12 protein-coding genes are annotated in these 11,520 nt (G+C 67.9%); 7 read left to right on the forward strand and 5 right to left on the reverse strand.

The window, feature by feature from the left end:
* The first annotated feature begins 16 nt into the window (after window positions 1-16).
* Window positions 17-523 carry a methylated-DNA--[protein]-cysteine S-methyltransferase gene (locus ACVCL9_RS02250; RefSeq protein ID WP_447099290.1) on the forward strand — a complete coding sequence of 169 codons (507 nt, stop codon included), beginning with the start codon at window positions 17-19 and terminating at the stop codon, window positions 521-523.
* A 158-nt stretch (window positions 524-681) separates the two neighbouring features.
* Here the strand turns inward: ACVCL9_RS02250 and ACVCL9_RS02255 are convergent, their stop codons facing one another.
* On the reverse strand, window positions 682-1,176 hold the full coding sequence (locus ACVCL9_RS02255) for a hypothetical protein (RefSeq protein ID WP_447099289.1): 495 nt from the start codon (window positions 1,174-1,176) through the stop codon (window positions 682-684).
* A 327-nt stretch (window positions 1,177-1,503) separates the two neighbouring features.
* Complete coding sequence (locus ACVCL9_RS02260; RefSeq protein ID WP_395117402.1) at window positions 1,504-1,935, reverse strand: hypothetical protein; 432 nt, start codon at window positions 1,933-1,935, stop codon at window positions 1,504-1,506.
* 23 nt (window positions 1,936-1,958) lie between these two features.
* On the opposite strand from ACVCL9_RS02260, the gene ACVCL9_RS02265 reads away from it, so the two are divergent.
* The 4 genes from ACVCL9_RS02265 to ACVCL9_RS02280 all read left to right on the forward strand — a co-directional run bounded on the left by ACVCL9_RS02265 (window position 1,959) and on the right by ACVCL9_RS02280 (window position 5,426).
* Entirely contained in the window at window positions 1,959-2,162 is a 204-nt protein-coding gene (locus tag ACVCL9_RS02265; protein ID WP_447099288.1) for a hypothetical protein, read from the forward strand.
* A gap of 129 nt (window positions 2,163-2,291) precedes the next feature.
* Window positions 2,292-2,843, forward strand: coding sequence for a LemA family protein (locus ACVCL9_RS02270; protein ID WP_395117404.1), 552 nt, complete (start codon window positions 2,292-2,294; stop codon window positions 2,841-2,843).
* An 80-nt stretch (window positions 2,844-2,923) separates the two neighbouring features.
* Window positions 2,924-4,588: a hypothetical protein gene (locus tag ACVCL9_RS02275; protein ID WP_447099287.1), complete on the forward strand. Its 1,665-nt coding sequence runs from the start codon at window positions 2,924-2,926 to the stop codon at window positions 4,586-4,588.
* Window positions 4,589-4,856: 268 nt separating this feature from the next.
* Entirely contained in the window at window positions 4,857-5,426 is a 570-nt protein-coding gene (locus tag ACVCL9_RS02280; RefSeq protein ID WP_447099286.1) for a peroxiredoxin family protein, read from the forward strand.
* A 40-nt stretch (window positions 5,427-5,466) separates the two neighbouring features.
* Here ACVCL9_RS02280 and ACVCL9_RS02285 read toward each other — a convergent pair whose 3' ends face one another.
* Together ACVCL9_RS02285 and ACVCL9_RS02290 are read right to left on the reverse strand one after the other, a co-directional pair.
* On the reverse strand, window positions 5,467-6,696 hold the full coding sequence (locus ACVCL9_RS02285) for an MFS transporter (protein WP_447099285.1): 1,230 nt from the start codon (window positions 6,694-6,696) through the stop codon (window positions 5,467-5,469).
* A gap of 315 nt (window positions 6,697-7,011) precedes the next feature.
* The gene (locus ACVCL9_RS02290; RefSeq protein WP_447099284.1) at window positions 7,012-8,682 is read right to left on the reverse strand and encodes a tetratricopeptide repeat protein; all 1,671 of its coding nucleotides are present in this window, start codon (window positions 8,680-8,682) and stop codon (window positions 7,012-7,014) included.
* Window positions 8,683-9,135: 453 nt separating this feature from the next.
* On the opposite strand from ACVCL9_RS02290, the gene ACVCL9_RS02295 reads away from it, so the two are divergent.
* Together ACVCL9_RS02295 and ACVCL9_RS02300 are read left to right on the forward strand one after the other, a co-directional pair.
* Window positions 9,136-9,939, forward strand: a complete 804-nt coding sequence (locus ACVCL9_RS02295) for a hypothetical protein (RefSeq protein ID WP_447099283.1) — start codon at window positions 9,136-9,138, stop codon at window positions 9,937-9,939.
* 112 nt (window positions 9,940-10,051) lie between these two features.
* Window positions 10,052-10,693, forward strand: coding sequence for an NAD-dependent dehydratase (locus ACVCL9_RS02300; protein ID WP_447099282.1), 642 nt, complete (start codon window positions 10,052-10,054; stop codon window positions 10,691-10,693).
* A gap of 16 nt (window positions 10,694-10,709) precedes the next feature.
* On the opposite strand, the gene ACVCL9_RS02305 is transcribed toward ACVCL9_RS02300, so the two are convergent.
* On the reverse strand, window positions 10,710-11,465 hold the full coding sequence (locus tag ACVCL9_RS02305) for a M90 family metallopeptidase (RefSeq protein ID WP_395117418.1): 756 nt from the start codon (window positions 11,463-11,465) through the stop codon (window positions 10,710-10,712).
* Window positions 11,466-11,520: the final 55 nt, after the last annotated feature.

Below are 11,520 nucleotides of genomic sequence, written 5' to 3' on the forward strand. Positions count from 1 at the left end.
TGCTTTCCCCTGCTTCATGCCCGACGACCTGGCCTACCTTTCCGTCGATACGCCGCTGGGCGTTTTCCTCGTCGCCGAGCGCGACGGAGCCCTGAAAGGCGGCTGGTTCGAGGGGCAGAAGTACTTTCCGGCCATCTCGCCGGAAGCCGGGTGGCGGAAGGCCGCGACGCCCTTGTTGCACGAGGCCGGGCGGCAGCTGGACGCCTATTTCGCCGGCGAGCTGACGCACCTGGAGATGCCGCTGGCGCCGGAAGGCACCGCGTTCCAGCAGCAGGTGTGGCGCGCGCTGTGCGCGGTGCCGTACGGGGAGACGACGACGTACGCGGCGTTGGCGCGGGCGATTGGCCGGCCCGAGGCGTTCCACCCGGTGGGCGCGGCGGTGGGGCGCAACCCGATTTCGCTGTTCGTGCCTTGCCACCGCGCGCTGGGCAGCAACGGCTCGCTGACCGGCTACGCGGGCGGGCTGGCCCGCAAGCGCTGGCTGCTCGATCACGAAGGACGCGAGCGCCGCTTGTTCGATTGAGCCGGGAATGACGGCCCCGACCAGGATGCCTTGTCGGGCGGCTTTGGCATCCAGGTGCAGATCACGGCGGCGCGCGGCCGCCGCTTGAACCCGGCGCCCTCCGCCCCTTTGCTGCCGTTGATTGGCCGGGTCGCGAGGCTCGCGAGCGGTCTCGGGCCTTAGCCCTGCACTGGCTGCGGCTCGCCCATCCCGCCCTGCAGCGCCTGTCGATCGATCTCCGCCCGCAGCAACGCCGTCGCGATATGGATCTCCCTGCTGCCGGCCTGGTTCAGCGTCTGGATGAATCGTTCCAGGCTGCCTGGTGCGACACCTTCACGCAACGCAGGCAGCATGACGAGCCAGTCGCCCTTGATGCGACCTTGCTCCAGGTAGATGTCCATCAATTTCTCCGCCTCGAACCAGAACGGGGATGTTCCGACCTTGACGGGTATGTCGATGGTATTCACGCTCCAGGCACCCCACTCCGCGACGTGCGTGTCGGCTTTGGGCGCTCCGGCCCTCGCGAGCCCTCCGCACAGCAGCGACAGGGCTGCCTCCCGCGCCTGCGCGCTGATCCCTGCCTGCAGCAGCGCGGTTACCGCGGCGGCTCGTTGAAGGGCCACCGCCATCCACAGGGCGTGCTCGCGCTCCTCGTGCGAGGTGCACCGCGCCACGACTCCGGCGGCGGCCTAGGGCGTGTCGTCGTTCCACAGCAATTCGATGATCGCCTGCTTGAACTCGAACTGCCTGCTCTGTGCTTCCGTTGTCATGGGCGTTCCTGGGGTGCTCGTGATTTCGTGGTACGACGGCGGCAACCGGCAGCGTCCGCGTGGACAGTCGGCGCGAACGCCTGACGGTCGTGGGCAGGTTCAACCGCGTCTTCCACGCTGGTGATGATTGCCGATACCGGCAGGTGCCGCAGTGGAGAAGGACTTTCGCTGGCGCCGCGTGCCGCTGCCAGCTTGCGGGGGCGGCCCGCGTCTGGCCTATTGCTTGGTGCGTCAGCGAGAGGAAGCGATGAAGCTGTTGGGTGCGTAAAGCACCCAGTCGGCTTCCTCGCCGTTCACCGCCACGTGAGCATTGAACGCGACGCAGCTGTGATCCGGGCAGGGACTGGCGTACGCCATGTTGCCCGGGGCGGGAGCGAGCAGCGCATAGTCATGCCTGGCATTGATCTCGCGGCAGAACTCGGGTGCGCCGCCGATGATCTTGATCACCACCGGGTTTGCATAATATCTGTGGTCCAGCACCTGCAGCTTGAATTCTTCGGAGGTACAAGCCCAGGCGCCAGACTTGAAGCTGACCGAAGTGGCCTGGGCGGGCGGCGCAAGCAGCGCTTCCTGCGCGAGGGTCGGCATCAGGCCGTTCCTCCCGAAATGCCAGAGAAGAATGCCGCCAAACACCACCAGCCCCACCAATGCCCGCTTCAACATCTTTGTCTCCCCCTCGATCCTCCATGGATCGTCGTGACGCAGAATTGCACCGCATTTCAGGGGCGTCAAACCAGGCAAGCGAAACCGGGGCGGAGAAAGTCAGTGCCCTCTGCTCGATGTCCGCGTGCTTCGGCGGCCTCGGACGGCGCAAGCTCACCAGGTGGCCGATGGTCTTTTCCTCCATGGCCTCGATTGACTTCCTTCATTCCGCTTTCGGCGGCAGTTGAACCCGGCGCGTGCTGTCGCCAGAATGGCCCGGCGGCGCAGGTGGCGGTCGCACAGGGTATGGGGAATGTACCGGTCGGCTGTGCCGTCGGATTGCAGCGCCCGCGAATCGGGCGCGAGGGGACGCTCATTTGATTTTCTACGCAACGGGCCTGCTGCTCGTCGTCGGCGCGGTCTGGCTGTTCAATCGACTGGTGCGGCTGCGCAATCAGGTTCGCAACGCGTGGAGCGATGTCGACGTGCAGTTGCAGCGTCGCCACGATCTGGTGCCCATGCTGGTCGAAGCGGTCAAGGGTTACGCCAGCCATGAGCGGCAGTTGCTGGAACGTGTCGCCGCCGAGCGCAGCGCGGCGATGCGCGGCGGAACCCCGGCGCAGCGGATCGCGCCCGAGATTGCGTTGGGCCAGCAACTGGTGCGCCTGGTCGCGCTGGGCGAGGTTTACCCGGAGCTCAAGGCCAGCGGGAACTTCAGCCAGCTTTCGGACGAGCTGGTGGAGGTGGAGAACACCTTGCAGCACGCCCGGCGCTTCTACAACGGCTCGGTGCGCGAGTACAACACGGCGCGCGAAACGTTTCCCACCTTGCTGATCGCCGCGCCGCTCGCCTTCAGGCCCGCGGAGTTCTTCGCCGCCGACGCCGATGCCAGGGCCAATGTCCAGGTCAGGCTCGGGGAGCCTGCATGAGGCTTGCCGGCGGTCTCGTGCGGCATCGGATCTCGCGCATGTTGTGCCTCGTTGCCGTGACGCTTGCCGCCGGCAGTGCGATGGCGCAGGACGCCGGTCAGTCCGGTGTCGAACCCACCACGATGACGCGCGATACGTCGATCTGGGTCAACCACGACTACTCGATCGAGGTCAGCGAGACTACGGAGGTCAACGCGGCGACCCCGTGGGAGTTCCATCGCGACCTGGTTCTTCCGGGCCGCAAGCTCGCACTTCGCGACGTGTTCCTGATGGGGGCTGCCGAGAACGGCGACGGGGTGACGACCGAGGTTGCGCCGCTGGGCGATGGCGTGCGTATCACCGTGCATCCGACACGTCGCGTGGGGATGCAGTTGTTCGAACTCGATTACCGCGTCCTGTACAAGGCGGTCGACGATGGCAAGCTCGTTTGGCCGCTCACCTCGGCCACCGATCGACTGTCGCTGCAGCGTGCGAAATTGGTGGTGAAGCTGCCGCAGGAAACGCCTTCCAGTCAGATCCATGCGCAGTTCCAGCTCGACGGTGCGCCTGTCACGGCAGGGGATCGCCGAGTCACCGGAACCAAGGTCGACCTGGGTTGGCACGATGCCGTCGCGCCGGGGCAGGTGTTGGGCGCGGTGCTCACGTTTCCCGAGGTGGCCGAGGCATCGACCCCCCTTTTGTCGGCGGGGCCGGCCTGGATGTTCAACGGCACCGTGTGGCTGGCCGTGCTGGCGTTGTACTACCTCCTGGCGAAAATTTTCTTCACCGGCGGCGGCGACGGCAAACCCGTGATCGTGGAGTACGAGCCGCCGACCGGCTGGTCCGCCGGCGCCGTGCGGTTGCTGTGGCACGGTGCCTGGGATGAAAAATGCTTTGCCACCGGCGTGCTCGGCATCGCCGCCAAGGGTGGGCTCACGCTGGCCCGGCAGGACGATGGCACATGGGTGGCAACGCGAACCGGCGGTGACCTTGCCCCGGCCTTGACGATGGACGAACACCGGCTGCGTTCGGCGTTGTTCGCGTTTGGCCCCACGGCGGAGTTCTCCGAGGCCCATGCCGACAGCACCGGCCTTGCCGAGCTTGCTTTCCGGCGTGCGCTGGAGAATCGCTGCGCGGGCGAACGTCCAGGCGATCCCGCCTGGCTGTTGATCCCCGGCTGGCTGACCGCGCTGACCGGCGCCACGCTGTTGTTCTTCGGCATCGACAGTCGTTTCGTGATCCTGGGCGAGATTGCGGCTCCCAGCCTCGTCGGTGCGCTCGTCGTGGCGATGCTGATGGACGTGGTCCCGCTTGCGATCCTGCGCGCCACTCGCGCGCAGGTGTACGTCGTGGCCGCGATCGCCGCGATCGGATTGCTGGGCGGCGGCGACCGGCTGGACTGGCTGACGGGCGCCGCGCTGCTCGCCGGCCAGGTCGCCGCGGGCTGGTGGTTGCTGCGCCAACCGCCGCGGGAGACGCCGTTGCGGCGCAAGCTGCACGGCTTCCGCTGGTACCTCGGCACCGCCGAACAGCAGGACATGGATGCGCGCTACAAGCCGTCGCTCCATCCCGAACTCCAGGCGAGCCTGCTGCCGTACGCGATGGCGCTGGATGTGGCGGTGACGTGGAACGCTCGCTTCGCGCATTCGCTCGAAGAGGCGGGAGGGCAAGAGGATTTCATTGCCAGCCTGAATCCCGACCATGACGACGCCGCGCTGGAACTGCTGGCTTTTGCACAGGCGATGGCGCGTCGCATCCCGAAATGAAGGGCGCATGCGATGGAAACGCGGCGGCCGGTCGCTGGACAGGGCCGGGAGGCTAGGGCGAAAGTTTGCGGCGAGTCACGGGCCAGCCTGCGTCCCGTAGCCATCCCGCCGGAAACACGACAGCGCGCCGATTCGCCGATGGCCGTACCCCGGACGACTGTCGAGTCCGGTGCGCCGCCAGTGAAGCAGGGAAGATGTACGCTGCGTGGTTGAAGTGATGCCCGCGGCAGCTGGCGCCGCGGGTCGTGCAGCAGGGATGGAGATTGCGATGACGTCCGCAGCAGCCCCCGAGTGGCGCACCAGCGCCTGGTTGAACACGCCCGAGCCATTGACCCTCGGCCATTTTCGCGGGCGGGTGGTGCTGCTGCACGCGTTCCAGATGCTCTGTCCGGGTTGCGTGGCGCACGGCATTCCGCAGGCGCAGCGCGTGGCGAAGCTGTTCGAGGGCGCGCCGCTGGCGGTGGTCGGCTTGCACACGGTGTTCGAGCACCACGCGGCGATGGGGCCGGAGTCGTTGCGCGCGTTCCTGTACGAATACCGCATCGCGTTTCCGGTCGGCATCGATGCGCCCGGCCCGGCCGGCGATCCGATTCCGTGCACCATGCGCGCGTATGCCATGCAGGGCACGCCGACCACGATCCTGATCGACGCGCAGGGGCGGTTGCGTCGGCAGGTGTTCGGCCAGCACGATGACCTGCTGCTCGGCGCGGAGATCGGTACGTTGCTGGCAGAGCTGGAGCAGTCGCGCCCGCAGATGGCAGACGCGGCGCCCGCGGCAGAGGCTTGCAGCGAAGATCGCTGCGGGATCACGGCGGGTGCGCGGCCGCCGCCGTCGTAGCGACGCCTCGCACGGCTGAAGAATGATGAGGAAGCGCGGCCTAGGCTGATCGCTCCGGCACATCGGGATGCATGTCCATCGCGCCCGGCGTGGTGTGCACCAGCGGCACGAAGTTGTCGTCCGGCGTCACTTCGCGCTTGCGGCGCATGAAGCGGTACAGCGCGTAGCCGGCCAGCAGGCTGTCGAGCACCGCGAACCAGCCGAACAGGAGCGTCGGCCGCGTCAGGCTCATCAGCGTGCCCGCCAGCAGCGGCCCCACCGCCGAGCCGATGCCGTTGACCAGCAGCACCGTGCTCGATCCGGACAGCAGCTCGTCGCGGCGCAGATAGTCCACCAGGTGCGCCACCGCGATCGGGTACACCGCGAAGCTCATGCCGCCGAAGGCGAATACCAGCAGCATGGCGATGGTGTGGCCGGCGTTCGGCAACACCAGGTTGGCCAGCGCCGCCAATGCCGCGGTGGCGCTGATCAACGCCAGCGCCAGGCGCCGGTCGATGCGGTCGGACAACCGTCCCAGCGGCAGTTGCAGCACCACGCCACCGGCGATCGCCACGCTCATGTAGGTGCCGACTTCGGCCGCGCCGAGACCGCGCGCGGCCGCATACAACGGCAGCAGGCCCCAGAACGCGCCCAGCACCATGCCCGAGATCAGTGCGCTGACCAGCGCGGTCGGCACCAGCCGGAACATGCGCCCGACCTGGACGCGCGGCGCGGCATGGATGGACGGCTGCGGCTGCGGGGTCATCACCACCGGCAGGTTCGCCGCGCAGACCAGGATCGCCACCACGCAGAACAACACGAAGCCCTCGCCGCCGATGTGCAGGAACTGCTGCGCGATCGCGCTGGCACCGAGGTTCAGCATCATGTAGACGGCGAACACCGAACTGCGATGCTTCGGATCGGCGGCGGTGTTCAGCCAGCTCTCGATGATCGCGTACAGGCCCACCAGCAGCAGCCCCTGCAACACGCGCAGCACCAGCCATGCCGCGTAGGCCGAGGTCAGTGCCTGCACCAGCACCACCACCGCCAGCAGCGAGGTGCAGAAGGCGAAGGTGCGGATATGGCCGAAGCGATGCGTCAGCCGGGGCACGGTGTAGGTGCCGACCAGGAAACCGGTGTAATAGGCCGAGGTCAGCACGCCGATCATCGCCACGGAGAAGCCCAGCACCTCGCCCTGCAACGCGATATGCGTGTGCAGCAGGCCGACGCCCATCAACAGGAACACGGTGCTCGACAACAGCGGTGCGGTGGTGCGGATGCTGCTCAACATGCGAAAGACCCGGGAATGGCACGCGCCGCGCGACCGGCGGAGCCGGTGCGGCTTCGGCAGGGTAACCGGACGGGAAAGCGTTTGTCGCCGCCCGGCAGTGTGCGGGCCATGGCGTACGCACGGCGAAGCGTGGCCCGGAACAATCGACACGACGGCGTTGAACGCGTTGCGCCGCCCCGGTCCCGTCGACTTCCCAACCCCAGGAGCGGGCTCCTGCGAGGGCGTGGAATTCCGGGGGCCGTGGCGCCGACGACGACGGCCGCGCACCTTGGCCGGAATGACGGCACGACGAGACGGCGAGGGGTCTCTTCGCTATCAGTATCGTGCCGTCGTCAGCGGCGCATCGGCCCATTGCCATGCGGTCGCCTGCAGCTTCGAGGTTTCGCGCGCGGCGTCGACCTGACCGAGCTTTTGCTGGGCCTGCGCCAGGCCGAACAGCGACCAGCCGTTGAGCGGGTAGGTTTTCAGGTCCTGGTTGAATGCTTCCGCCGCGCCCGCGGCATTGCCGGTTTCGAGCAGCGCGGCGCCGAGGTAGGGGCGGACCGGGAGCGGCCAGTCGGCCGGTTCGTTGTAGGCCAGCGCATCCTCGGCGGCTGCCGCTTCGTGCAGCGCGGCGATGGCCTGCGCGTACTTGCCTTGTGCGCGCAGCAGTTCCCCGCGCAGCAGGGCGTCGGCCACGCGCAGCACGCCATCGGCGTGGTTGATGTCGAAGAAGCTTACTTTCGCCATTGCCGGATCGACGGCGATCGCATGCAGGGCGTCGGCTTCGCGAGCGGCTTCGATCAGGGTGCCCTTGCGCGTGTGTGCCATGCCGCGGGCGAAGTGACGGATCGCCGCGGGGTATGGCAGTTCCGGTGACGCGGCGGTGTCGGCAAGAATCGCGTCCCAGTCGCCGAAGCGGACTTGCGTGAGCAGAGGCGTGACCACGAATTGCTGCATGAACTCCATTGGCGCCGCGCCCATTGCGGCACGGTCGGCGCGCCGTGCAGTCTGCTCGGCCGCCTGCAGCGCCAGGGTGCGCGAGCCGGTCAGGCCTGTCGTCATCGTGGCGAAGTGCCAGTTGTGCGGCACGTAGCCCAGCGGATAGACGCCGTTGCTGCCGCGGCACATCGCCAGGAAATCCTTGTCGGCGGTGGTGGCGGCGAGGTTGGTCAGGGTCGCGTCGTGGTAGCGGCCGACGCGGATGTAGGTGTGTGCGGGCATGTGCACCAGGTGGCCCGAACCGGGCGCCAGCGCGGCCAGCGCGTCGGCGTGGGGTTCGGCGCGCTGTGGCTCGGGCGAGGATTCGGTGGCGTGGATGTAGTAGTGCATCGCGCCGATGTGGCGCGGGTTGCGCGCCAGCACGCGTTCCAGTTCGCCGAGCAGGCGCGGGGTGAACCGGGCCGGGGTGCCGTCCTTTTCCCAGTACGCCCAGGGCGAGAGATCCATCAACGCCTCCGCGTACAGGGTGGCGGCATCGTCGTCCTCGGGGAATTGCGCGACCACGCGCGCCATCGCTTCGGCATAGGCGCGGTCCAGCGGTGCGCGATCTTCCGGCGCCGGGTCGGCATAACGCAGTTGCAGTGCCTGGATCAGCGCGCGATCGACCGGACGTGCGGTGGCGGCCAGGCTGGCCGCGCGCGCGGCGAGGGCGGTGGCGTCCTTCGCGTGGGCCGGGTCCATCGGCAGGTTGATGTTCGGCCCCAGCACCAGCGCCTGGCCCCAGACGCACATCGCGCATTGCGGGTCCAGTCGCGCCGCCTCGGCGAAGTTGCGCCCGGCCGCCTCGTGGTTGAAGCCGTACGCCATGCGCAGGCCCTGGTCGAAATGGCGTTGCGCCAGGGGCACCGGGGTGGCCACGTCGTGGTGCAGGTCGCCGAAGGTATCGAACAGCGGCGGCGCAGCGGTTTCGCGCGCGGATGCGGCGTCGCCGGCCGCCCTCGGCGCGGGATTGCAGCCCGCCAGCAGGACTGCCAGCAGCGGCAGGAACAAGCATCGACGGATCATCGTGATTCTCCCATGGTCGGTTCGGAAACAGGGGGGAAGCAGCGGACAGAGTAGCCGAGGTTTGCGGAAATGGATGCCCGATTTTCTCAGGCCACGCACAGGCCGGTTCACCGCCCCTGCGGCCGATTGGACGTCCATCCATACCTTCCACGTTCGCATTGTCCCTGGCAGCTTTTTGGCTCTCCGGCCGGCTGTTGCGGTCCCATCCGGGAAAGCTCACCATGCGCGACGTGCGCGAGTGCCTTGTCGTACTCGACCGCATGAGTGTGCGATGGGGTAGTGAGGGGAAGTACCAGTTTTGGGGCAGGCACGAACGCCGCCGTTTGCCTGGATGTCCGGCTGGGACACCGGCGCCTGTGCCGTTGGACTCACCTGTGCTCTCGGCGCCGCGACCCACTCGGTGGCCGAGCCCGGTTGAGCCATCCGTTGTGGAAAGAACCAATCGGGGATGCCATGACCACGAATCACGCGCAGGCGCTTGACCTACCCACCAGTCCGAACCTCATGGCGGCCGTCGACCGCTGGATCTGGGTCTTCATGGCGGCATTCTTCATCGCCATCACGCTGACCGGATTCGTGCCGGACTCGCTGCAGAAAGTCGCCATGGTCCGGGCCGGGGCAAGGCCGCCGTTCCCGCCGGTACTGCATGTGCATGCCGTGTTGATGGGCTCGTTTCTGGTCCTGCTGCTCGTCCAGTCCTGGCTGATGGCGACCGGCCGGCGCCAGCGGCACATGCTGCTGGGGCGCTTGGCTTTCGTGCTGGTCCCGGCCATCATCGTCACCGGTTTCCTCCTGGTCCCGACGATTTACCGACAGGTCTGGAACGGGGCGCACGTCGCGCCGTCGCCGGTGCGTGAACAGCTCCAGCAGACGCTCCTTTTCCTCGACAACATCGCCTTGCTGCAGCTGCAGGCCGGCATCCTGTTTGCCGTTTTCATCTGGCTCGCCTTGCGTGCGCGACGCACCGATCCGGACTTCCACAAGCGGATGATGTTCCTGGCCATAGCCTTGCCGCTGCAGGCGGCGATCGATCGCATCGGCTGGTTGCCGTCGATCCATCCCGGTCCGTTCTCGACCGACCTCTACACGCTGCTTGCGGTGTCGCCGCTGTTCCTGTGGGACGTGGTCAGGCAGCGCCCGGTGCAGCGGGTCTATCTGATCTGGCTTGGCCTGTTCCTGCCGGTGGCTGTTGCCGTCAACCTGCTGTGGGACATGCCGGGCTGGCACGCGCTGGTGCCGAAGGTGCTGGCGCCCTGACGGAGGCCGGCGCGGTCGCGACGCATCGCGCGGGTAACATCTGAAGCGCGGGACGCTCGACGCGTGGTCCGCCGAGTCGTCCATTGCGTTTTCCTGTCCTCCGGAGGCATGCATGTCGCGAGTGTTGCTGTGCGGTGCCACCGGCTTGGTCGGACGCGAGGTGCTGCGGATGGCGCTGGATGATGCCGCCGTCACCCGGGTGGTGGCGCCGACGCGGCGGCCGCTGCCGGCGCATCCCAAACTGGTGAACCCCGTGGTCGACTTCGAGCAGCTGCCGGCCGATGCCGCGTGGTGGCAGGCCGATGCGGCGATCTGCACGTTGGGTACCACGCTGCGCGATGCCGGCTCGCCCGCGGCGTTCCGGCGGGTGGATTTCGATTACGTGCTGACGTTTGCGCGACTGGCGCGGGCCGGTGGCGCGCAGGCCTTCGCACTGACCTCGTCATGGGGTGCCGACGTGGCATCGCGCTACTTCTACCTGCGCATCAAGGGCGAGGTGGAGCAGGCGGTGCAGGCACTGGGTTATCCCTCGCTGACCGTGCTGCGGCCCTCGCTGATCGGCGGCGAGCGCGAGCGGCGGCGGCTGCGCGAGCAGCTCGGCATGCGTGTGCTGCAGGCGCTGGCGCCGATCGTGCCGCGACACTGGCGCATCGTCCCGGCGCCGCGAATCGCGCAGGCATTGCTGCAGTCGGCGCTGGCGATGACCCCCGGCTGCGCGGTGATTTCCCCGGAGCAGTTGCTGTCGCCGGCATGAAGCGGCGGGCGCCGGCCTACAGCGGATGCTGGCGATAGAACAGCTCGAGTTGCCGGTAGACCTCCGGCAAGTGCTCGCGCAGGTTGGCCGGAGCCTCGAAAAACTGCTCGCTGCACACGGCGAAGAACTCGGCCGGGTTTTCCAGCGCGTACGCGTCGATCGGCAGCTCGTCGCCGTTGTTGCGTGCCTGCTTGAGGCGATGCCATGCGTCAGAGAACACCTGCGACCACCGCCTGGCATCCATGCGCCGGTGCAGTGGCGGGAAGCCGTTCGCCTCGCCGTTGAGCATGTCGAGCTTGTGCGCCATCTCGTGGATGACCACGTTGTGGCCGGGCTTCTTTCCGCTGTCCAGCACTTCCGCCCACGACAGGATGACCGGACCGCGGCCCCACGCCTCGCCGGCCAGCAGGCTGTGGCCCTGGTGGACCACGCCGGCGGCGTCCACGTGCTGGCGCTGCGGCATGAATGCATCCGGGTAGACGATGATGCTGTGCCAGCCGTCGTACCAGTCCATGCCCAGTTTCAGGATGGGCATGCAGGCATGCGCCGCCAGCAACACGCGGTCGACGTCGCCCAGCGGCAAGCCTTCCACCGGCTCCAGCGATTTGCGTTCGAGGAACAGCGTGGCCAGCACGCGCAGCGCAGCCTGGTCCGACGCGCCCAGCCGGCGCGCGGCGGTGCAGCGTTGCAGCGCCTCGCGCCAGAGCGCTTCGGCGATCGGGCGCCGGGTGACGGTGCGCCGTGCGCGCCAGTTGCGGAAGATGTCGAACATGGCCACATGCTGGAGGGGGAGCTCCGGAACATCTGGGCCGTCGCGCCGTTACTCA

Source organism: Rhodanobacter sp. UC4438_H5 (assembly GCF_052978405.1).

Bases quoted from the DNA above. Each gene is read 5' to 3' on its own strand.
- ACVCL9_RS02250 (WP_447099290.1), top strand. From the start codon at position 17: ATGCCCGACGACCTGGCCTACCTTTCCGTCGATACGCCGCTGGGCGTT.
- ACVCL9_RS02260 (WP_395117402.1), bottom strand. From the start codon at position 1,935: ATGTTGAAGCGGGCATTGGTGGGGCTGGTGGTGTTTGGCGGCATTCTT.
- ACVCL9_RS02265 (WP_447099288.1), top strand. From the start codon at position 1,959: ATGGATCGTCGTGACGCAGAATTGCACCGCATTTCAGGGGCGTCAAAC.
- ACVCL9_RS02275 (WP_447099287.1), top strand. From the start codon at position 2,924: ATGGCGCAGGACGCCGGTCAGTCCGGTGTCGAACCCACCACGATGACG.
- ACVCL9_RS02280 (WP_447099286.1), top strand. From the start codon at position 4,857: ATGACGTCCGCAGCAGCCCCCGAGTGGCGCACCAGCGCCTGGTTGAAC.
- ACVCL9_RS02285 (WP_447099285.1), bottom strand. From the start codon at position 6,696: ATGTTGAGCAGCATCCGCACCACCGCACCGCTGTTGTCGAGCACCGTG.
- ACVCL9_RS02290 (WP_447099284.1), bottom strand. From the start codon at position 8,682: ATGATCCGTCGATGCTTGTTCCTGCCGCTGCTGGCAGTCCTGCTGGCG.
- ACVCL9_RS02295 (WP_447099283.1), top strand. From the start codon at position 9,136: ATGACCACGAATCACGCGCAGGCGCTTGACCTACCCACCAGTCCGAAC.
- ACVCL9_RS02300 (WP_447099282.1), top strand. From the start codon at position 10,052: ATGTCGCGAGTGTTGCTGTGCGGTGCCACCGGCTTGGTCGGACGCGAG.
- ACVCL9_RS02305 (WP_395117418.1), bottom strand. From the start codon at position 11,465: ATGTTCGACATCTTCCGCAACTGGCGCGCACGGCGCACCGTCACCCGG.